The 21618-nt window shown below is 69.9% G+C and carries 18 protein-coding genes; 12 read left to right on the top strand and 6 right to left on the bottom strand.

Going from position 1 to position 21618, the window contains the following annotated elements; translation table 11 throughout:
* Positions 1 to 16: 16 nt before the first annotated feature.
* Together D5S19_RS00935 and D5S19_RS31855 are read right to left on the bottom strand one after the other, a co-directional pair.
* Positions 17 to 1549: an acyl-CoA synthetase gene (locus D5S19_RS00935; RefSeq protein WP_120021421.1), complete on the bottom strand. Its 1533-nt coding sequence runs from the start codon at positions 1547 to 1549 to the stop codon at positions 17 to 19.
* 368 nt (positions 1550 to 1917) lie between these two features.
* Positions 1918 to 2079, bottom strand: coding sequence for a hypothetical protein (locus tag D5S19_RS31855; RefSeq protein WP_158605450.1), 162 nt, complete (start codon positions 2077 to 2079; stop codon positions 1918 to 1920).
* 176 nt (positions 2080 to 2255) lie between these two features.
* Here D5S19_RS31855 and D5S19_RS00925 point away from each other — a divergent pair, with 176 nt between their 5' ends.
* On the top strand, positions 2256 to 3008 hold the full coding sequence (locus D5S19_RS00925; protein ID WP_120021420.1) for a lysozyme family protein: 753 nt from the start codon (positions 2256 to 2258) through the stop codon (positions 3006 to 3008).
* A 16-nt stretch (positions 3009 to 3024) separates the two neighbouring features.
* Here D5S19_RS00925 and D5S19_RS00920 read toward each other — a convergent pair whose 3' ends face one another.
* Together D5S19_RS00920 and D5S19_RS00915 are read right to left on the bottom strand one after the other, a co-directional pair.
* A complete protein-coding gene (locus D5S19_RS00920; protein WP_120021419.1) occupies positions 3025 to 4020 on the bottom strand; it encodes a phospholipase D-like domain-containing protein in 996 nt (331 codons plus the stop codon).
* A gap of 175 nt (positions 4021 to 4195) precedes the next feature.
* Positions 4196 to 6283, bottom strand: a complete 2088-nt coding sequence (locus D5S19_RS00915) for a HelD family protein (RefSeq protein WP_120021418.1) — start codon at positions 6281 to 6283, stop codon at positions 4196 to 4198.
* 76 nt (positions 6284 to 6359) lie between these two features.
* On the opposite strand from D5S19_RS00915, the gene D5S19_RS00910 reads away from it, so the two are divergent.
* Positions 6360 to 6917 carry a PadR family transcriptional regulator gene (locus tag D5S19_RS00910; protein WP_120021417.1) on the top strand — a complete coding sequence of 186 codons (558 nt, stop codon included), beginning with the start codon at positions 6360 to 6362 and terminating at the stop codon, positions 6915 to 6917.
* 96 nt (positions 6918 to 7013) lie between these two features.
* Here the strand turns inward: D5S19_RS00910 and D5S19_RS00905 are convergent, their stop codons facing one another.
* Positions 7014 to 8783, bottom strand: coding sequence for a glycoside hydrolase family 2 protein (locus D5S19_RS00905; RefSeq protein ID WP_120021416.1), 1770 nt, complete (start codon positions 8781 to 8783; stop codon positions 7014 to 7016).
* Positions 8780 to 9811 carry a LacI family DNA-binding transcriptional regulator gene (locus D5S19_RS00900; RefSeq protein WP_120021415.1) on the bottom strand — a complete coding sequence of 344 codons (1032 nt, stop codon included), beginning with the start codon at positions 9809 to 9811 and terminating at the stop codon, positions 8780 to 8782. Before D5S19_RS00900 ends, D5S19_RS00905 begins: the two co-directional genes overlap by 4 nt.
* A gap of 449 nt (positions 9812 to 10260) precedes the next feature.
* On the opposite strand from D5S19_RS00900, the gene D5S19_RS00895 reads away from it, so the two are divergent.
* From D5S19_RS00895 to D5S19_RS00850, 10 genes are all read left to right on the top strand, one after another.
* Entirely contained in the window at positions 10261 to 10761 is a 501-nt protein-coding gene (locus D5S19_RS00895; RefSeq protein WP_407641693.1) for a MarR family winged helix-turn-helix transcriptional regulator, read from the top strand.
* A gap of 373 nt (positions 10762 to 11134) precedes the next feature.
* Positions 11135 to 12403, top strand: a complete 1269-nt coding sequence (locus D5S19_RS00890) for an FAD-dependent monooxygenase (RefSeq protein WP_120021465.1) — start codon at positions 11135 to 11137, stop codon at positions 12401 to 12403.
* Positions 12404 to 12442: 39 nt separating this feature from the next.
* On the top strand, positions 12443 to 13834 hold the full coding sequence (locus D5S19_RS00885) for an MFS transporter (protein ID WP_120021413.1): 1392 nt from the start codon (positions 12443 to 12445) through the stop codon (positions 13832 to 13834).
* Positions 13831 to 14688, top strand: coding sequence for an FAD binding domain-containing protein (locus tag D5S19_RS00880; protein WP_120021412.1), 858 nt, complete (start codon positions 13831 to 13833; stop codon positions 14686 to 14688). The genes D5S19_RS00885 and D5S19_RS00880 overlap by 4 nt, the downstream gene beginning before the upstream one ends.
* 46 nt (positions 14689 to 14734) lie before the next feature.
* The gene (locus D5S19_RS00875) at positions 14735 to 17131 is read left to right on the top strand and encodes a xanthine dehydrogenase family protein molybdopterin-binding subunit (RefSeq protein WP_120021411.1); all 2397 of its coding nucleotides are present in this window, start codon (positions 14735 to 14737) and stop codon (positions 17129 to 17131) included.
* Positions 17128 to 17634, top strand: coding sequence for a (2Fe-2S)-binding protein (locus D5S19_RS00870; RefSeq protein ID WP_120021410.1), 507 nt, complete (start codon positions 17128 to 17130; stop codon positions 17632 to 17634). Before D5S19_RS00875 ends, D5S19_RS00870 begins: the two co-directional genes overlap by 4 nt.
* Positions 17631 to 18272 (top strand): SRPBCC family protein, encoded by a 642-nt coding sequence (locus D5S19_RS00865; RefSeq protein WP_120021409.1) that lies wholly within the window; start codon positions 17631 to 17633, stop codon positions 18270 to 18272. Before D5S19_RS00870 ends, D5S19_RS00865 begins: the two co-directional genes overlap by 4 nt.
* Positions 18262 to 19764 (top strand): isochorismatase family protein, encoded by a 1503-nt coding sequence (locus D5S19_RS00860; RefSeq protein ID WP_120021408.1) that lies wholly within the window; start codon positions 18262 to 18264, stop codon positions 19762 to 19764. Before D5S19_RS00865 ends, D5S19_RS00860 begins: the two co-directional genes overlap by 11 nt.
* Positions 19765 to 19793: 29 nt before the next feature.
* Positions 19794 to 20840: a M29 family metallopeptidase gene (locus D5S19_RS00855; RefSeq protein ID WP_120021407.1), complete on the top strand. Its 1047-nt coding sequence runs from the start codon at positions 19794 to 19796 to the stop codon at positions 20838 to 20840.
* Positions 20837 to 21601, top strand: a complete 765-nt coding sequence (locus D5S19_RS00850) for a maleate cis-trans isomerase family protein (protein ID WP_120021406.1) — start codon at positions 20837 to 20839, stop codon at positions 21599 to 21601. The genes D5S19_RS00855 and D5S19_RS00850 overlap by 4 nt, the downstream gene beginning before the upstream one ends.
* The last annotated feature ends 17 nt before the right edge of the window (positions 21602 to 21618 follow it).

Genomic DNA, 21618 nt, shown 5'->3' with positions numbered 1-21618 from the left:
TGTCGCGGGTTGTCTCTCAGGTGCCGGAGAACGTCCGGCGGATGTCGGCCTTGAGCACCTTGCCGATCGTGGAGCGGGGCAGCTCGGTCCAGATCTCGATCTGCTTGGGTGCCTTGACGCTGCCGATGCGCTCCTTGACGAACGCGATCAGCTCGGCGGCGTCCAGCCCGGCGCCCGGCCGCAGCTCGACGACCGCGGTGACGCGCTCGCCCCACTTCTCGTCCGGCAGGCCGATCACCGCGCAATCACGCACCGCCTCGTGGGCCAGCACCGCCTGCTCGACCTCGGCCGAGTAGACGTTGAACCCGCCGGTGATCACCATGTCCTTGGCACGGTCCACGATGTGCAGATAGCCTTCGCCGTCGAGAAAACCGATGTCGCCGGTGTGGTGCCAGCCATACACGCCGGCCTCGGCGGTGGCCTCGGGATCGCGGTAGTAGCCGGCCATCACCAGCGAGCCGCGCACGCAGATCTCGCCGCGTTCGCCGCCGGGTACCGGCTGTCCCTGCTCGTCCAGAATCGCCACCGTGACCAGCGGCGAGGGTCGTCCCGCCGAGGACAACCGTCCCGTGTGGACGGTTCCGTCCGGGTGGCGGTGCTCGGCGGGCGACATCGTCGAGATCATCATCGGCGCCTCGGACTGCCCGAACAGCTGCCCCATCGGGCCGATCCGATCGAGCGCCTCGGCCAGCCGGGTGACCGACATCGGCGCCGCGCCATACCAGAAGCACTGCAGGGAGGACAGATCCGTGCGGTCCAGCGCCTCGTGGCCGAGCACCAGGTAGATCAGCGTCGGCGGCAGGAAAGTGTGCGTAACCCGGTGCCGCTCGATCAGTGCAAGGAACCGGCCGACGTCCGGCTTGGGCATGATCACGATCTCGCCGCCGCGGGCGAGGACCGGCAGGCACAGCACCCCGGCCGCGTGCGTCAGCGGGGCGAGCGCGAGGAACACCGGCGCGCCGTCGAACGGGTAGCTCATCAGCGTGATCGCCGACATGGTCTCCAGATTGCGCCCGGTGAGCATGACCCCTTTGGGCCGTCCGGTCGTGCCGCCGGTACCGACCAGCGCGGCCACGTCCCCGGGCTGCTCCGCGGCGACGGCGGGATCTTCGCGGGCGGCCGCGAGCCACTCGTCGAAACCCCGGGCGCGCTGGTCGCCCTCGCCGAACCGGATCAGCGTGGTCAGCTTCAGCAGGTCCGGCGCGATGCGGGCGATCAGATCGTCGAACGCCGGTTGGTAGAACAAGGTCGAGCAGTCGAACAGATCGAGCAGCTCCGCGTTCTCCCCCGCCGCGTTGCGCGGATTGATCGGGCACCACACCGCGCCCGCGCGGGAGATGCCGAAGACGCAGGTGAACGCCGTCGAGTCGTTGGCGGACAGGATGCCGACCTTGTCCCCCGGCGCGACCCCCGAACGGCGCAGCGCGCGGGCGACCGCCTCGGCCAGGCCGAGGACCTCCCGGTAGGAGCGGGAGACCCCGTCGAGGGTCAGGCAAGGCGCGGCAGGGTCGAGGGAGGCGCCCTTTTCCAGGTAGAAGAACAGCGACATCTTCGTCCTCCGGCGTTCCGGCAAGCGCACCCTGGCTGCTGACGACCCTGACCGCTTTTTGGACGAATGTCAAGATTTTCTTGGACGAGTGGTCAGAACGCGCCCTGGGGTGCCTGTCCGCCACGCCCCGCCGAGCCACCGGCCGCCCTCTGTCCATTTCGGACCCGGCAGCAGGGTGGAAAAGCCCTCAATCCCCCATTTCGGTGAACGGCTCTCAGCCTGCCCACAGCGCCGATCCGCGACGGTGAGGGCGTGAGAGTCGATCGACCGGGGCGGCTGCCCCGCGCGCGGCGGACGAGGATCGCCGGGCGGGTGTCGCCGGCCGCGACGCCGGTGCTCGCCCTGACCGGCTACGGCTGGGCGAGCCATCACGGTTTCGTGTCCGGCCTGCGGACGTCCGGCGTGCTCAACGGTGCCTCGACCTCCGCCGGCGGGGACACCGACATCCCGATCATGGGCCTGGATTCCCGGCTGGACGCGACGCCGAACAGGCCGTCGCGTTCGTGCGCCGGCGCCGGGACTACGTGCACCCCTCACTCGGCATCCCGGCCGGACATGTCCGGATCGAGCTGGGGACCGACTACCCCTCGACCGATGACTCGGCGGCCAGTGGTGGCCTTCCGGCCGGCGGCGGCACGGCGTCCCCGAATCCGTCCACACCGGACCCTTCGGGTGGACTTTCCCCGCTCAGCGGCGGAGCAATCCCGTGCGTGAAGTGACCTGCAACGCCCGGCGGCGGCCCCTGGCGGTCCGGTTCGCCGGTTTGCTCGCAGTTCTGGTCCTGGCCGTGGGGTGGGTGCTGCTCGCCTCGCGACTGACGCAACCGTTCAAGAGCGCGACGACCACGACAGTGCCCCCTATGCAGGTGAGCGCGGCGAGCGTCGCACCGGGTTCGGCGACGCCCGCCTCCGCGGACAGCGCCGGAACCCGGCCGTCCACCTTGGCGGGTCTGGCCGGCTGGGCACACCGGGTGGCGCGGGTGACCGGAGTCCCGGCTCGCGCACTGGAGGCCTACGGCAACGGCGAGCTGCGAATCCGTGCGACGCGCCCGGACTGCCGGCTGTCCTGGGCGACCCTCGCGGGCCTCGGCCGCATCGAATCCGACCACGGTCAGTACGGCGGGGCGAAGCTCGGGGCGGACGGCCGCCCGTCCGTCCCGATCGTCGGCACTCCGTTGCCCGGCGCGCCGGGCAGCCAGGGCCACACCCATGCCCGCGCGCTGGGCCCGATGCAGTTCATGCCCGGCACCTGGTCCCATTGGGGCACCGGCGATCCGCAGCAGATCGACAATGCGGCGCTGGCCGCGGCCCGCTACCTGTGCGCGGGCGGCCACGATCTCGGCACTGCGGCAGGCTGGTGGTCGGCAGTGCTCTCGTACGACGATTCGGTCGAGTTCGCGCGGAAAGTCTTCACCGCGGCCGACCGGTACGCCCGCGCGACCGCGCATCTCGGGGGCTGAACCGCCGCTCCTGCGGTCAGGATTTCCACGGCGTGGCACCGGCGTGGTCGGCCTTCAGCGTGGTGGTCAGCGGGCCGAGAATGCCGGGATCGGTGGTGATCAGGCCGAGTTCGCGGTTGCCGTTGAGCGAGGCGTTGGAGAAGTTCTCCGAACCGACGAACGCGGAGGCGCCGGATTGCCCGGCGTCGGCGATGATCACCTTGGCGTGGATATAGAGCTTGGCGGACCGTGCGTAGACGCCGATGTCCGCGCCGGCCGCGGCCAGGGTATCGAAGTTCTCGGTCCAGCTGGAACTGGTGGTCATCGTGATTTCGACGTCGACCCCGCGTTTCGCCGCGGCGCCGAGCGCCTGCACCACGTCCGGGTCCGCCATTTCCTCGTTCTCCACGGCCAGGCTCGTCTTGGCGCCGTTGATCAGGGCCAGCAGCGCGGACCGGGAGTTCGTCGGCGACCAGACCAGATCGGCTCCGGCAGGCGGAGTGATCGCGGTATCGGTGAAGTCCGCGCCGAAGACTTTCTCGATCGCCGCGACGTCCGCGGAATCGTGGTCGGTCACGCCGAAGTCACGACCGGTCGCGTAATAGCGGGAAGTCAGGTTGCCGGACAGGATCAGGGAAGTCCCGCCGTCGTCGGTGATGGTCTTCTGATGTGTGGCCTTGAACCCCGGCGGCGCCCAGACGACCTGGACACCGTGCCCGGACAAATAGGTGAAAGCCGCCTGATTGTGCTTTTTCTCCCGATTCTGGTCAAGAATCACCCGCACCCGCACACCCCGCGCGGCGTCGGCGGCGAGATCCTGTTCCGCGGTGGTGTCGGCCAGCTCGTACATCGTCATGTCCAGCGAAGTCTTCGCCGCGGAGATGAAGTCGTACACCGATTTCCACTGGTCGTCGGGTTCGGTCACCAGCGCGGAACCGGCCGCCTGCGCCGGTGGCGCGAACGGCAGCGCGGCAGCCACCAGCGCCGCCACCACGAAGACCGGAATCCGCCGGGAGAATTCGGCACAGCGCATGACAGCCCCCCGAATCGCAATTCAGAAACCTGATAGACGATCTGGCAGTCATGTTCTAACAGGATTCGCCCGGGCCTGGCAATACTCCATATTCCCGATCGGAATCGCGCCGCGAACCGGATATACCCGCATACCCGCGCAGAATGGCACGGACCACCCGAATCGGGACCCGTTTTCACACCCGCAGCGGCGCCGGAAGCGGTTCCGCGTGAACCACGTGCAGGCTGCTCACCGCACGAGTCAGCGCGACGTACAACCGTTGCAGACCATGGGGCTCCGCCGCGACGATCCGGGCCGGTTCGACGACCACCACGGTGTCGTACTCAAGCCCTTTCGCGAGCGAGACCGGGGCCAGGGTCAGCCGCTCCGCCTCCAGAAGATCGTCGCCCAGCACCGTGTACGGCAGCCCGACAGCGGCAAGTTCCCGTTGCCAGGCAACGACATCCTCGTCTGCAGCAAGCACGCAGACGGAGCCTTCACCGGCCAGCGCACGCTCACAGGTCTCGACGACCACCCGCACCGGAGTGCCGGTCCCGATCACCCGGAGCGCGTTTTCGCGCCGCCGGAAGGATTTCGGCCCGGACAGACCAGGGGCGATGTGCGGGAGCAGCCGGGCCGCGAAATCGAGCACCTCGGCCGGCACCCGATACCCGCGGTCAAGCACCTCCACCGTGCCATCCGGGCGATCCAGCCAGGCCAGCACGGCCGCCCAGTCCCGCACCGCGAACGGGCTCGTCGCCTGCGCGAGGTCGCCCAGCACGGTGCCCGCCCCCGCCATCCTCCTGGCCACCGCCCGGAGGTGCATGGGACTGAGATCCTGCGCCTCGTCGAGCACGATGTGCGCCATCCGGGCCGGGCGGCCGAGCAGGCCCGCCACCTCGTCGATGAGCGCCAGATCGAGAGACGACCACCGCATCGACCGCACACTACGCGGCCGTGGGGCGAGCACGATCGCCCGCTGGTCCACTTCGGACAGCACACCCGCCGCCGCGACGGCCAGCTGTCCGGGATCGGCGAGCAGCTCGAAGACCAATCGGGCCGGATCGACGGCCGGCCACACCCCGCGCACCGCGCGGCGAATCCCCGGAGTTTTGCCCAGTTCAGCCAGCGTGGCGGTGGTGCCGGAGCCGCACTCCATCCGGCGCAGCACGGCATGGGCCAGCCGCTGGGCGTACAACTTGCGGCCTGCGCCGTACCCCATGCCGCGTTCGAGCACCCGCGCGAGTTCCTCCGCCTGATCCTGCTCGGACAACCGCCAAATGCGGTGCCGATACTTGATTTCGGCCTCTTCTTCCGGCTCGCGGCGCTGCGCCCACAGGTGCCGCCGGAGCACCTCGGCCATCGCCGCGCCGCCCTTGACCCGAGCCGCCTGCGGATCGTCCACTTTGGTCACTTCGATACCCGGACCGGTCAGGTCGTCGATTGTCAGCTGCCGGACCTCCACCTCCCCCAGCGTCGGCAGCACGGTGCGGATGTATGCCAGGAACGCGCTGTTCGGCCCGATCACCGCCACCCCGCCGTCCTTGCGCAGCCGCTCCCGTTCGGAGAACAGCAAGTACGCCAGCCGATGCAGGCCGACGGCGGTCTTTCCGGTCCCGGGCGCGCCTTGGATGCAGACCGTCTCGTTCACCGGCGCTCGGACCAGCCGCATCTGCTCGGGCTGGATGGTGGCGACGATGTCGCGCATCGGCCCCTGTCGGGGCCGCTCGATCTCCTTCACCAGCAACCCATTCGCGGTGGAAGTGGCAGGCGCGCCCTCGATCGGCTCATCCTCGAAGGCGCTCAGCTCGCCGGACCGGTCGAACCCGTACCGGCGGCGGACCCGCACCCCCATCGGCTCTGGCGGTGAAGCTTCGTAGAACGCGCGGGACAGGGCGGCACGCCAGTCGATGACGATCGGCACGCCCTCCGCGTCGCGCACCCCTCGCCGGCCGACGTAGAGGAAATCACTGTCGCCCGTGCGGGTATGCGCCATCCCCTCGTCGGCCAGGCTTTCCTTGCCGGGCCGGTCGTCGAAGACCGCACCCGCCGCGTAGTCCAGCCGACCGAAGAAGAGCGGCGCGCCGTCGAAGCCGGACAGGTCTTCGACGACCTTCTTCCGGAACTCGCGCAACGCGTGGTTGAAGTACTTGTCCACCACGGCGTCGCCCTCGGCGGCTCCTCCGACCAGCATCGCCGTCGCCTCGCCGCGCATCCGGCACAGCTTGGCCCGGCACAGCGCCATGAACTCCCGCTCCGCCCGGATCTCCTCCCCACCGGTCATCCCGCACCCCCCGCGGTCTGTTTGTAATAGTTCATTTAGACTATACTAACCGGACCACCCCGGGAAGGGAACGACTGTGCGCACGTTGACCACGCTGGGCCTGACCGTGCTGCGGCTGCTCGCCGAGCGCCCGCAGCACCCGTACGAGCTGCGTCAGCAGATCCGGGAACAGGGGCTCGACCGGATCGTGAAGGTCACCCACGGCGCGCTCTACCACACGGTGGAGACGCTGGCCAAGGCCGAACTGACCCGCCCGGTCGAGACCGTGCGCGAAGGGAAACGCCCGGAGCGGACCGTCTACGAGATCACGCCTGCCGGGCTCGAACTGGCCCACGATCGGCTGCGCGAACTGCTGGTCACCCTCACCCCGGAGTATTCGAGCTACTGCGCCGCGCTCGCCTTCATGTCGTTGCTGGCACCGGAAGACGCCATGAAGCGGCTCGAACTCCGGTGCGTGCTGCTCGCAAGTGAGCTGGCCGCTTCGCAGACAGCGTACGACACCGTGGTCAAGCGGGGAACGCCGCCGATCGCGCTGGTGGAGATGCGGCACCAGCAGGCACACCTGCGGGCCGATCTCGACCTGACGCGCTCACTCGTCGAGGACATCCGTGACGGGCGGCTGAGCTGGGGGTGACCAGCCCGGGTCTGCTCCGGACATGCCCCAGCGGCGCTGTGAAGGGACCCTTCACAGCCGCTGAGTCCGTGAAGGGACCCTTCACAGCTTCAGCACCTATTCGGGCCGCGACGTGATCTCCCGCAGCACGGCGGGATCGGCCTTCGGCTCGCGAGCGGCGGTGAGCAGGCCGTTGGTCTCCTGCTCGGTATCGGTCAGCTGCGTGTAGCAGAACCCGGCCACCGCAGCACAATCCAGCAGCGCACCGGTGAGGTCGCGGTAACGTTCGACGAGGTCTTCCGGCGAACGCGCCGTGCTGTAGCCGTACCAAAGCTCGTCGTCGGCCGCGTAGCTGACACCGCCGTATTCGCTGAGCATGATGGGCTGACCGGCCCGGCGGACGTCGCCGAGGTGAAGACGCCGCCCGCCGGGCCGGATCGTCCGCAGCACTTCGTCGATTGTGGACGGGTCGGCGTAGCGTCGCTTGAGGACATCTCCGGTCGGCGCGTAGTCGTGCACGGTCCAGATGTCGCTGCTGACGTGTTCCCAGCCGTCGTTGGAGATGACCGGGCGGCTCGGGTCGAGAGCACGGGTGAGCCGGTACAGCGCGGCCACGTAGTCCTGCTGGTCCGCACGAGTGGCCACTTCGGACACTCCCCAGCTCTCGTTCACCGGGACCCAGGTGACGATCGACGGGTGACTGGCATCGCGTTCGACGGCTTCCGTCCACTCGCGACTGAACCGGTCGATGGCAGTCGGCGAGAAGGCAAAGCTGCTCGGCATCTCCCCCCACACGGCCAGACCTAGCCGATCACACCAGTACAGGAACCGCGGGTCCTCGACCTTCTGGTGAATGCGGACCCCGTTGAAGCCGAGCGATTTGATCAGCTCGACCTCTTCGCGCAACGCCTCCGCGCTGGGTGCGCTCAGGTGACTTTCCGGCCAGTAGCCCTGTTCCAGTACCATGCGCAGGAAGTACGGGCGGCCGTTGAGCAGGAAATGCCCGTCTGCGGTGCCGACCTCGCGGAAACCGAAGTAGCTGCGCACCGCGTCGGCGGCGACGCCCTCGTGCAGCAGGGTGATCTCGGCATCGATCAGCGCCGGATGCTCGGGACTCCACAGCAACCGGCCGCTCCGCCTGCTGTCCCTGGCCGCGGGCAACGCGATACGTTCGGTCAGCTCACCGCCTTCGGGCACCCGGAACGTGCTGTCCGCCAGGATTTCCTCGCCGAGGCGGAGTACCACCCGGGCCGCCAGCCGATCGTTCCGCTTCCCTCGCGCGCACAGTCGCAATGCGACACTGCCTTCACTCACTTCGGGCGTCCAGCGAAGGGATTCGACCCGCCGGGCGGGCACGGTCTCCAGCCACACCGGTTGCCAGATACCGCTCGTACGGTGGTACCAGATGTCGGTCGGCGCGTCGCCGGAGTGCTGCTTTCCGCGTGGCTGCGCCGGATCACGGGGCTCGTCCTCGGCCCGCACGACCACGACCTGTTCCTCGCCGGCCGGGTGCAACGCGGCGGTGATGTCGGCGCGGAAGCCGACGTGCCCACCCTCGTGCGAGACCACGACCTGACCGTTGACCCACACCGTGGCCCGGTAGTCGACTGCGCCGAAGTGCAGCAGCACCCGCTCCCCCGGCCCCGGCGCGACCCGAAACTCCCTGCGGTACCACAGGATCGGGTGCTCGCCGCGGTCCCCGATGCCGCTCGCGGGCGACTCCGGCGGAAACGGCACGGTGATCGTCCGGTCGAAGTGCGCGGAGTCTCGCCACCAGTGCCCGTCCCACCCCTCGTCGGCGTCGTCGTAGCCGAACCACCACTGTCCACAAAGGTCGGTCCAGTGCTCGCGGACGAGCTGCGGGCGGGGGTGCACCGGGTCGGTCACAGAGTTCCTTTCGCCGTCCGGGCGGGCGCGGAGCTTTCCCGCACCACGAGTTCGTAGCCGACCTCGGTGCGCACGGGTTTGCGCACCGGGCCGTCGGTTTCGATGCGATCGGCCAGCAGGCCCACGGCCTGCCTGGCGACCTCCGGCTTGTCCGGCGAGACCGAGGTCAGCGACGGCACGCCATAGCGGCCCTCCTCGGTGTCGTCGAAGCCGACCACCGCGAGGTCTTGCGGCACTCGGACGCCGACCTCGTGCGCCGCCCGCAGCGCGCCGAGCGCGAGCATGTCGCTGAAACAGAACACCGCGTCGGGCGGCTCCGGCAACGCGAGCAGCCGACGCATCGCGTCGGCGCCTTCCTGCGGGGAGAACTGCGCGGCCGGGGCGACCAGCTCGGGCGTGCCGGCCGCCTGCACCGCCTCCCGATAGCCACGCAGACGCAGATGCGCGGTCGCCGAGGCGGGGCCTTGCTGCGCGCCGATCGCCGCGACCCGTTTCCGGCCGGTCGCCAGCAGATGCCCGGTGGCTTCCCGAGCGGCCGCGACGTTGTCGATCAGCACGTGGTCAAAGGTGTGCGCGTAGTCCCGTTCACCCAGCAGCACCACCGGAACCCGGCCGGGCTTGCCGGACAGGTCCGCCTGGCTCAACGCCAGCGGGCTGAGAATCACGCCGTCGAGCAGCGTGGACCCGAGGCCGCGCGCCATGGCCAGCTCGGCACTGCGTTCGCCGTTGGTGAGCTCGATCAGCACCGTCATGCCGTGCCGCCGGGCCTGCGCGATGACGGCGGTCGCCAGCTCGGCGAAGTACCGCGCGGCCAGATCGGGCACGGCGAGCGCGATCACGCCGGTGCGCCCCGCCCGCAGCTGCCGCGCGGACAGGTTCGGCTGGTAGCCCAGCTCGTCGATCACCGCCTGCACACGCAGGCGCGTCCCGGGAGCCACCCGGTCGAAATCGTTGACCACATTGGACACGGTCTTGATCGAGACCCCGGCCCGCGAGGCGACGTCCTGCAACGTGACTCGTCCACCCACATCAGGAGATTACAACGTTGTACCACCCGATCGCAACGCACCGTCTCCCGTGCCGGAAAATCCTTGCTGGACGGTTGACCCTCGGCCCCCTTCGGCTTGCAACGTTGTAACCGGTGGTGGTCCGCCACCCCGGCTCTCCCTCGGCTAGGCGGCACGTATGCCCGCACGCAGCAGTGACGCCGCGGACGGTCCGGCCACCGGCGCTCCCCTGCGACGGGTGGTCGTCGCCAGTTTCATCGGCGCGACCTTCGAGCCGTGCATGATCGGAGACGATATCCGCGCCGGCCCGCCCGCCGCCGTGCCACGCGGGCCACCCGCCGCCGGAAGTCCGATGTGGACATACCAGCGGTGACCGGGTGGATCCGGCCAGTTGATCCGGAGGCGTATCATCGGGGCAGTCAGGGGCGCGTTCGCAGCGAGTGACCGGGGTTCGAGGAATGTCAACAGCAGTGGGCGGATCGGCGAAACACGGAGCGCGGCCACGGCGGCGGGTCAGTCCCCCGGTGCCACCCGACCTCGCCACCGCACCCGGCTACGGCGCCCGGCGGATGTACCAGGCCTACCTCGCGGCGTGGAACCGGCATGTCGACCCGGTGCTGACCGGCCCGCAGTTCGCGGTGCTCTCCGCGGTGCGCGCCTACCCCGGCCACGACCAGACCTCCCTGGCCAACGCCGTCGCCCTGGACACCTCGACCATGGCCGACGTATGCCGCCGCCTGGAGAAACGCGGCCTGATCGCCCGCGGCCCCGCCCCGCACGACGCCCGCGCGAAGGTCCTCACCCTCACCGACGAGGGCGCCGAGGCGTTCCGCGAGGTCACCCACCGCACCCGCCGGCTGGACGAGGTCCTCCTCGCCCACTGCCCACCCGGCCGGCGCGAGGAGGTGGCCGAACTGCTCAACGACCTCGGGCAGCTGTGGGAAGCGGTCGCCGAACAGCCCGAACTCTGACCAGTCCCCCTGAGCGGCCGGGCTTCGACCGGGCTTCGGCCGACGGGCCAGGCAAGCCGTGAAGGGCACCTTCACGGACTCCAAGTCCGTGAAGGTGCCCCGGCAAAGTTGGTCGGGGGCCCGGCAGCGGGCGATGCGGAGGTGTGTGTGCGACCACCTCGTGGCGTGCGCCGGACCGGTTTCGGGTCCGTGAAGGGTCCCTTCACAGCCTTCCCGGCGCCACCCCGCACCCCGGGGGCACCGATCCCCGGCTCGGTCAGGCGGCAACGATCCCCTATCTGCCTGCTCCAGCGGAAACTTCCCACCGACTATTGCGCATCCGGATAATACGTGTTCGGATTATCTGCGTAACGACAGCGAACGGGAGGTGCTCGTGGCGGCCAAGCAGTCCTTCGAGGTGGTGATCGCCGGGGGTGGGCTCGGCGGTCTCTGTGCGGCGTTGTCCTTGCGGCAGCGGGGTCTGCGGACCACCGTCGTGGAGGCGGCGCCCCAGCTGGGCGAGATCGGCGCGGGCATCCAGACCGCGCCGAACGCGAGCCGGATCCTGCTCGGGCTCGGGCTGCGGGCGCGGCTGGAGCGGATCCGGTGCGAACCGCAGGACCAGGTCCGGCGCCGCTGGGCGGACGGCAGCATCATCGCGCAGCTGCCGCTCGGGCAGCGGGTCGTCGAACAGTACGGCGCACCCTACTGGCACTACCACCGCGCGGATCTGCACAGCGTGCTGCTGGACGCGTGCGTCGACCCGGACGGGCCGGGGCCGGTGGTGCAGCTGGCGACCGACGCCCGGGTCACCGGGCTGGACCGGACCGACCCGCAGCGGCCCGCGGTATGCACTGCCGATGGGCGCCGGTTCGCCGGCGACGTCGTGGTCGGCGCGGACGGGATCCGTTCCGCGGTAAGGGATCTCGCCGGTTTCGACGATACGCTCGCGTTCTCCGGGGAAATGGCCTACCGCGCGCTGATCCCGGGCGATCTGATCGCCGCCGACCCGGCCACGCGGTTCCTGCTCGACCGCTACCACTCCACGATCTGGTACGGGCCGGGCAAGCATCTCGTGCACTACCTGATCCGCGGCGGCGAGTACCTGAACGTGGTCGCGATCGTGCCCTGCACCGAAAACGTCGCCCGGGACTGGAGCGCACCGGCCACGGCGGAGCAGCTGGCCGCCGAGTACGCCGACTGGGACGACCGGGTGCCCACCATGCTCGCCAAGGCCAAGGACGACGTCTCGGTCTGGGCGATGTACCGGCGCCGCCGCGATCCCGTGTGGGTGGACGAGCGCGTGGCATTGCTCGGTGACGCGTGCCATGCGATGCTCCCCTACCAGGCACAAGGTGCCTCACAGGCGATGGAGGACGCGGCCGTGCTCGCCGAGGAGCTGGGCCAGGTCACCCGGGACGGGATCGACGCGGCACTGGCGCGCTACGTGCACCGCCGGGCCAAGCACGCCGGGATGGTGCAGGACGCGTCCCTGCAGAACATGCGCTTCTACCACCTGCCCGACGGTCCCGAGCAACGCGAGCGCGACGAGAAGCTGCGCAGTTTCGACGGCGAGTCCGATGTGTCCTACGACTGGCTGTGGAACGGCACGCCGCTGCGCGACCCCGACAACGAATCCATCCACTACCAATTCGCCCGCTGACCGGCAAACGGCCACGCACACTTCGCGAAGGAGCAAGCCATGCGTACCGGAGACCAGGTCGTCCAGGACCTGCCATGGAGATGGCGGGTACAAGGGAAGATCTTCCTGATCGGTGGCCTCGGCTACATGTTCGATGCCTGGGACGTCGCCCTCAACGGGTTCCTGACCCCGTTGGTGGGCACTGAATTCGGCCTGTCCGCCGGAGGAAAAGGACTGGTCGCCACGGCCAACCTGATCGGTATGGCGGTCGGCGCGGTGGCCTGGGGTACGGTCGCGGACCGGATCGGCCGCAAGCGCGCGTTCAGTATCACGCTGCTGCTGTTCGCCTTCTTCTCGGTGCTCGCCGCGCTCTCGCCCAACATCGAGGTGTTCCTGGCCCTGCGGTTCCTCGCCGGGGTCGGGCTCGGCGGCTGTATTCCGGTGGACTACGCGATCGTCAGCGAATTCTCGCCACGGCGCCAGCGTGGCCGGGTACTGTCCGCAATGGACGGATGGTGGCCGATCGGGACCACATTGGCCGGTGCGTCGGCGACGCTGCTGCTGCCGGTCTCCGGGAACTGGCGCTGGATGCTGGTGCTGATGATCCTGCCCGCGCTGCTGTTGTTCTGGGCGCGCCGCGGGGTGCCGGAGTCACCGTTGTACTTGGTGCGCAAGGGCCGCGAAGCGGAGGCCCGGCTGGTGATCAACGATCTCGTCGCCCGCACCGGTGCGAAGCCGGAGCCGTACCGGATCCCGCCGCCGGTCGTCGAGGACACCCGTGGCCGCGGCCTGTTCGCCGCGGTCGACCAGCTCCGTCGCGTGTGGACGTTCAACCCGCGGATCACGGGGGTCGCCTGGGCGCTGTTCGTCTCGGTCATGCTGGTCTACTACGCCGCGCTGAGCTGGATGCCCTCGATCCTGCGGGCGCAGGGGTTCGGCGAGATCGCCGCGTTCGGCTCGACCACGCTGATGAACGCGCTCGGGGTCCTCGGCGTGGCGATCGCGATCCTGCTGGTGGACCGGGTGGGCCGCAAGCGGATCATCGCCGTGGCCGGCCCGCTCACCGCGATCACCCTGGTGATCTTCTCCCTGGTGCTGGGTTCGGCCGGGGCGGCGGTGGCGGCGATCGCCGCGTTCGGCTTATTCTCGCTGGTGGTGATCCCGGTGATGTACGCCTACGTTTCCGAGCTGTACCCGACGGAGCTGCGCGCGTCCGGGTTCGGCTGGGCCTCCTCGGCCAGCCGGGCGGTGACCGGGTTCGCCCCGCTGTTGTTCGGCAGTGTGCTGTGGCCGGTGCTGGGCCTTCCGCTGACCTTCGCGCTGCTGGGTGTGCTGGTCGTCGCGGCGGTGCTGTTCATGCTCTTCGCCGCGCCGGAGACGCGCGGCCGCGAACTGGACCGGATCACCACCGAAGCCGAGCCGGCGGCCCCGGTCCTCGAGGTCAATCCGTGAAACCTGCCGCTTTCGAGTACCACCGGGCGCACGACGTCGCCGACGCGCTGGGCCTGCTCGCCGGGCTCACCGCGCGGGGGCGGGAGCCGAAGCTGCTCGCCGGCGGGCAGAGCCTGCTGCCGATGATGAACTTCCGGTTGGCCCGGCCCAGCGATCTGGTCGATCTCGGCCGGCTGCGGGAGCTGCCCGAGCTGACCGCGATCGAGCAAACCGGGGCACAGCTTCGGCTCGGCGCGATGGTCACCCATCGCCAGGTCGAGCTGGCCGGGCTCGGAGCGGGGTTCGCGGTGCTGAGCCGGGCCATGCGTTACGTCGGGCACCTGCCGATCAGGTCCCGCGGCACGGTCGGCGGCAGTCTCGTGCACGGCGACGCGACCGCGGAGTGGTGCCTGCTCGCCCTGCTGCTGGACGCGGTCGTGGTCGCCGAAGGCCCGGGCGGCAGCAGGGAGATCCCGGCGAGCGAGATGTTCCACGGCTTCTACACCACCGCCGTCGAGCCGGACGAAGTGGTCACCCAGGTGCGGTTCACCCGCCCGTCACCCCGGGCGGAGCTGACCGAGTTCGCCCGCCGGGCCGGGGATTTCGCCACGGTCGCGGCCGCGGTGTCGCTGGATGGGGGACGGGTGGTGCTCGGCGGCGTCGCACCCGCGCCCATCCGGGTACCCGAAGCGGAAGAGGTGCTCGCCGGGGCGGAGCCGGGGCCGGACCTGTTCGCCGCGTGCGGGCAGGCCGCGGCCGAGGCGATCGACCCGCCCGGTGACGCGGCAGGCAGCGCGGATTACCGCCGCGCACTGACGAAAACACTGGTCACGCGCAGCCTCACCCAAGCCTGGCAGAACGGAGGGAACGCATGAACAGCACCATCGGCGACGCGTCCCTTCTCCTCTCGGAGGTGGCGACGTGAGCGCGGAGTTCGACGGCCGCCGTGGCCGCTGGATCGGCGCGCCGGTGCGGCGGCGCGAGGACCCGCGCCTGGTCACCGGCCGCGGGCGATTCCTCGACGACATCCACCTGCCCGGGTTGCTGCACGCCGGGTTCGTGCGGGCCACCGTCGCGCACGGCCGGCTCCGCGAGATCGACCTCACTGCGGTACGCGAGGTGGAAGGCGTGGTCGCCGCGTACTCCGCGGAGGACCTCGAACTCGGCGACATCGTCGCGCTCCTCGAACGGCCGCCCGAGGAGTTCACGCCGACCACGATGCCGATCCTCGCCCGGGACAAGGTGCGTTTCGTCGGTGAGCCGGTCGCCATCGTCGTCGCGAAGGATCCGTACGCGGTTGAGGACGGCATCGAAGCCGCGCGCGTGCGCTACGACCTGCTCGACGCAATAGTGACCGAAGAAGCCGCGTTGGCACCGGATGCTCCCCTGGTCCACGAAGAGGCAGCGAGCAACGTGCTGCTCGACGTGACCTCCTTCGACACTCCGGGCGTCGACGAAGCGTTCGAGGACAGCGATTGCGTGATCGAACTCGTCACCACCAGCGCCCGGCAGAACGCCCTGCCGCTGGAGACACGCGGCGCGATCGCCTCCTGGGACGACCGCGACGAGCAGCTACTGGTCCAGACCTGTACTCAGATACCGCACCAGGTCCGCACGGTAGTGGCGCGGTCCATGCGCGTTCCCGAGCAGTCGGTGCGGGTCACCGTGCCGGACATGGGCGGGGGTTTCGGCCAGAAATGCGTTGTCGGACGGGAAGAAGTCGCGGTGGCCGCGGCCGCCAAACGGCTCGGCCGTCCGGTGAAATGGATCGAGGACCGGCGAGACGCCCTCACCGCGGGTTTCCTCGCGCGTGAACAGCGGTACCGCACGCGCGCGGCGTTCACCGCCGAGGGCAGGCTGATCGCGCTCGACGCGGACATCGTCTGCGACATGGGCGCCTACTCCTGCTACCCTTTCACAGTCGGCATCGAACCGCTGATGGCGGCGGCGGAAATGCCGTCGGTGTACCGGATTCCGGCCTACCGGGTGCGGGCGCGGGCGATCACCAGCACCAAGGCGCCGACCGCGCCGTACCGCGGGGTCAGCCGGCCGCAGTACGTGATGGTGATGGAAAGGATCATGGATCTCGCCGGGCGCCGCCTCGGCCTCGACCCGGTGGAGATCCGCCGCCGCAACCTGATCACCGAATTCCCTTACCACGGCGTCAACAACGTCACCTACGACCCGGGCAGCTATCTGGAATCCCTGGAGCTGGGCGAAAAGATCCTGCGCGACGAAGGCTGGTACGAGCTGCGCGAGCAGGCCGCCGCCGAGGGCCGTCACATCGGCATCGGCTACAGCTGTTTCTCCGAGCGGACCGGCTACGGTTCGGAGGCGTTCGCCAAGCGCAAGATGACCGTCGTCCCGGGGTTCGACCTGTCGGAGATCCGGATGGACCTCACCGGTTCGGTCGTGGTCACCAGCGGCACGATGAACCACGGCCAGTCGCACGAGACGACGTTCGCCCAGCTCGTCGCCGAGCGGCTCGGCATCGACATCGCCAAGGTCAAGCTGCGCCAGGGCGATACCGAACGGATCCCGTACGGCTGGGGCACTTTCGCCTCGCGGTCGGTGACCATCGGCGGTTCTGCCGTGGCGACCGCGGCGACCCGGCTCGGCGAGCAGCTGTGCGTGATCGCCGCGCACCTGCTGGGCACCCGCGTGGAGAACGTGGAACTGGACGGCGACGGCGGAGTGATCCGGCTCGACGACCCCACCCAGCGGATGACCTTCGAGGAACTCGCCGACGTCGCCTACCTGCGCAGCCACCTGCTACCCAAGGAGACCCCGCCGACGCTGACCGCCACCGCCGCGTTCGACGTCCCGGGCGACGGCACGTTCTCCAACGCCACGCACGCAGTGGTGGTGGAGGCCGATCCGGGCACGGGCGGAGTGAAGATCCTGCGCTACGCCTGTGTCGAGGACTGCGGGGTGGTGATCAACCCCCAGGTCGTGGAGGGACAGGCGCGCGGCGGGATCGCCCAGGGCATCGCGGGCGCGCTGTTCGAGGAGGTGGGGTACGCCGAGAACGGCGAGCCGTCCGCGGCGAGCTTCATCGACTACCTGGTGCCAACCGCGGCGGAGATCCCGGACATCTCCGTGGACCATCTCGAAACCCCGTGCGCGCTCACCGAGAGCGGCGCCAAGGGCGCGGGCGAGGGCGGCACCATCGGCGCCCCCGCGGCCGTGCTGAACGCGGTCAACGATCTGTTGTGGCACACCGGTGTCCAGCTGGAGAGCACACCGATCCACCCGGAATCGGTGCTGACCGCGCTCGCCGGCGCGGACCGGACGGAGAAGGCGGGCACCCCGGTATGAGCGGCAAGCACTTGATCGTCCTGAACGTCAACGGCGAGGAGCACGAGCTGCTCGTGGAGCCGCGGTGGACGCTGCTGGACGTGCTGCGGCACCAGGTGGAACTCACCGGCACGCATGTCGGCTGCGAGCACGGGGTGTGCGGCGCGTGCACGATCCTCCTCGACGAGGAACCGGTCCGGGCCTGCCTGATGTTCGCGGTGCAGGCCGAGGGATACGCGATCCGGACCGTCGAATCACTCGGCACGCCCGCCGAACCCAACGACTTGCAGCAGGAATTCTCCGCGCAGCACGGCCTGCAATGCGGGTTCTGCACGCCGGGGTTCCTGATGCTGGCCGAAGGGTTCCTCGCCCAGGAGCCCAGTCCCTCGCGCGAAGAGATCCGGGAGGCAGTATCGGCGAATCTCTGCCGCTGCACCGGATATCAGAGCATCGTCGACGCGATCGAAGCGACCGCGCGCCGCCGCGCGGACCGGCCCGATCCCGAACCGGAGGCAGTCCGATGATCCTGGAGAACACCCTTGACCTGCCGGGCGATCCGGACACCGTGTTCGCGTTGCTCAACGACGTCGAGCGCATGGCCGGCTGCCTGCCCGGCGCGACGCTCGAAGGCCAGGACGGCGACGCTTACCTCGGCAAGGTGAAGGTCAAGGTCGGCCCGGTCAGCGCGGCGTACTCGGGCAAGGTCCGGTTCACCGAGGTCGCCCGGGACGAACGCCGGCTGCGCCTGTCCGCGCGCGGTGCGGACAGCCACGGCAGCGGCGACGCCGAGGCGGACGTCACCGTCGTCATCGAGGCGGCGCCGGGCGGCTCGGTGCTGAAGCTGCACACCGATCTGGTCATCCGCGGGAAGATCGCGCAGTTCGGCAAGGGCGCCATCAGCGCGGTGTCGAACCGGATCCTCGACCAGTTCGCACGGAACCTCGCCGGGCTGTTGCAACCCGGCGGCAGCCCGGCCCCGGCGGCCACCGCCCCCGCACCGGCCCCCGAAGCACTCGACGGTCTGGCGATGTTCCTTTCACCGCAAGCGAAACGCTATCTCGCCATCGCCGCGGCAGGTGCGCTCGGGTTGTTCCAGGGCTGGCTGCTCGGGCGGATCCGCACGCAGGACAAGCTGATCGAGGAGCTGCGCCGTGACCGATGACCCAGGACTCCACGGAGCCGAGACCGACCGCACGTATGCCCGCGCGGGTTTCGGCGCGAAGGTACCCCGCGGGGATCGGCCCGCGCTCGTCGTGGTCGATCTGACCCGTGGTTTCACCGAGCCGGATTTCCCTTCCGGCGCGGACCTTTCCACCGAGGTCGCCGCCGCAGGCGAACTCGTCCGGACCGCGCATGCGAGTGGAGTACCGGTGATCTACACCGCGATCAGCTACGCACCGTCCGAAGTGGACTCGATAGCCTGGCTGCGCAAAGCACCCGGTATGCGCAGCCTGCTCGACGGCAGCGAAGAGGTCGCCCTGGACCCCCGGCTCGAACGGCGTGACTCCGACCAGCTGATCGTCAAGAAGGGCGCGTCAGCCTTCCACGGCACCGGATTGGCCGCGCTGCTCAGCGCGTTGCATGTGGACACCGTGGTGGTCTGCGGCGCCACCACGTCCGGCTGCGTCCGCGCGACGGCGGTGGACAGCGTGCAGTCCGGCTTCGACACCCTCGTCGTCGGAGAGGCTTGCGGAGATCGCGCGCAGGGACCACACGACGCCGCGCTGTTCGATCTGCAGGCCAAGTACGCCGACGTCGTCCCGCTCGCCGAGGGCCGGTCCGTGCTCGCTCCCGAAAGGCCGGCCCGGATAGCGTTCACCGGCAACGAACGGCTGCTCATGCCCGCTGCGCTGGCCGACCTCGAAGCGACCAGCGTGTGGGTCCGGTCCGGCGATCTACGGCTGCATCTGCTCGACTACGGCCCGGACCACGCGACGCCGCTGGTCATCCTGCCCGGGATCACCAGTCCGGCCGTGACCATGGATTTCGTCGCCCGTGAGCTGACCGATCTGGTCCGGCCGCTGGTCCTGGACCTGCGGGGCCGCGGGCTTTCCGACGACGGCCCGCCGGACGGGTACGACCTCGGCTCATACGCTACGGACGTCGAGGCCGTGCTCGACGAACTTGGCCTGCAACAGCCGATCCTGCTCGGCCATTCGATGGGCGCGCGGATCGCCGCGCAGGTCGCGGTGTCCGGCCGGCACGCGCTCGGCGGCCTGATCCTGGTGGACCCGCCGATGAGCGGTCCGGACCGGCCCTACCCGACCACGCTGGCGACGTTCCTGTCTCAGCTCGAACAGGCCCGCCGGGGCACGGACGCCGACGAGGTGGCCACGCACTGGCCCACCTGGCCCCGCCGGGAGCAGGAATTGCGGGCGCGCTGGTTGGCCTCCTGTTCCCCCGCCGCGATCGCGGGCACGCACGCCGGATTCGAGTCCGAACAGTTCCTTCCACTGTGGACAAAGCTCACGCTGCCCACAACCCTGTTGTTCGGCACGCAAAGCCCGGTCGTCACCGAGACGGACGTGGCCGAACTCGACCGCAGCAACCCGCGGCACCGGCTGATCGGCGTGGCAGGCGCCGGGCACATGGTGTTCTGGGATCAGCCCTCGGCAGCCCTGCGCGCCCTCCGCGCTCTGCTGCCGGCCCAATAGTACGTGTTCGGACAACCTTGGAGGCCGAAATGGATCAGAACCTGTTCAACGACATCTGCTTGCAGCAGCTGCGGCTTTCCGCGGTGCACGAGGGCGAGACCGTGGTCGTCCTGACCCGCGGCGGCGAACGCGCCGAGTACGCGGACGCATTCCTCTGGGCCGCGCAGCGACTCGGCGCCGCCACCTATCACCTGCGGCTGCCCTCGCCCGCGAGCGCGTCCGGCGCGTGGGCGGTCGGCGACTCGGGGCTGGCCCGGCTGCCCCTCGCGGTCGATGCCCTGAAAGCCGCGGACATGGTGGTGGACTGCACTTTCCTGCTCTTCAGCGAGGAGCAGTTCGCGATCCAGGCCGCGGGCACCCGGATCCTGACCGCGATCGAACCGCCCGAGCTGCTCGCCCGGCTGATGCCGACCGAACAGCTGCGCGAGCGCGTCGAGATCGGCGCGGAGCTGCTGGCGAAGGCGAAGACCATGCGGATCACCAGCCCACACGGCACCGACGTCACCTACCAGCTGGGCGTCTATCCGACGCTGAGCGAGTACGGCTACACCGACCAGCCGGGACGGTGGGACCACTGGCCTGCCGCGTTCGTGTTCACCGGCGGTTCCGACGACGGGGTGGACGGCAAGATCGTGCTCGCCCCTGGTGACGTGCTGCTGCCGTTCAACACCTACGTGCAGACCCCGGTCGAGCTGACCATCGAGCAGGGCTTCATCCGCGACATCCGCGGTGGCGCCGGATCCTCCGGGCTGGACGCGGACCTGCTGCGCAGCTACATCGAGTCCTTCCACGACCCGCGCGGCTACGGCATGTCGCATGTCGGCTGGGGTCTCGACGAGCGGGCGCACTGGCACGGACTGACCCAGTTCCCCGGCGGGATGGGCATGGAGCTGCGCAGCTTCTACGGCAACGTGATGTTCTCCATCGGCCCGAACAACGAGCTGGGCGGGCCGAACGACACCGCCTGCCACTTCGACATCCCGATGCGGGGCAACAGCCTGTACCTCGACGACGAGCTGATCGTGGACGCGGGCGCGCTGACCGTGCCCGAGATGCGGCCGGTGGCGCCGCGATGAGCCGGGACCACCACGTCGGGCTGATCGTGCCCAGCTCGAACCTCACCATGGAGACCGAGCTGCCACGGATGCTGCGGGCACGCGAGGAGCGGTACCCGGAGGACCGCTTCGTGTTCCACGCGGCGCGGGCGCGGATGCAGCACGTCACGCCCGAGCAGCTGAAGGCGATGAACGCGCAGTCCGAACGCGCGGCGGCCGAACTCGCCGACGCACGGCCCGACGTGGTGGCCACCGCGTGCCTGGTCGCGATCATGGCGCAGGGACCCGGTTATCACTGCACCGCCGAGGATGCGATCACGGCCGCCTTGCGGGCGGAGGGCGCCGGCGCGCCGGTCATCTCGTCCGCGGGCGCGCTGCTGGCCGGAATCGCCGCTCTCGGCGCGAAGCGGGTCGCGATCATCACGCCGTATCTCAAGCCGCTCACCCAGGCCGTCGTCACGTACCTGGAGGACGCCGGGATCGAGGTGGTCGATTCGCTGTCCCTCGAAGTGCCGGACAACCTCGCGGTGGCCCGGCTCGATCCGGCCGATCTGCGCGAGCACTACCGGAAGCTCGACCTCACCCGTGCGGACGCGCTGGTGCTCTCGGCGTGCGTGCAAATGCCGTCGCTGCCCTCGATCCAGCCGGTCGAGGACGCGGCCGGGATCCCGGTGCTCTCCGCGGCGACGGCCACCACGTTCCGGATCCTGACCGAACTCGGGCTCCGGCCGGAGGTACCCGGGGCAGGCCGGCTGCTCCGCAGCGAAACGCCCCCTGCGTAACCTCCCCCGCCCCGGGA

The organism is Amycolatopsis panacis (assembly GCF_003600245.1).
Taxonomy (GTDB): Bacteria; Actinomycetota; Actinomycetes; order Mycobacteriales; family Pseudonocardiaceae; genus Amycolatopsis; species Amycolatopsis sulphurea.
This window is presented reverse-complemented; position numbering and strand designations above follow the sequence as displayed.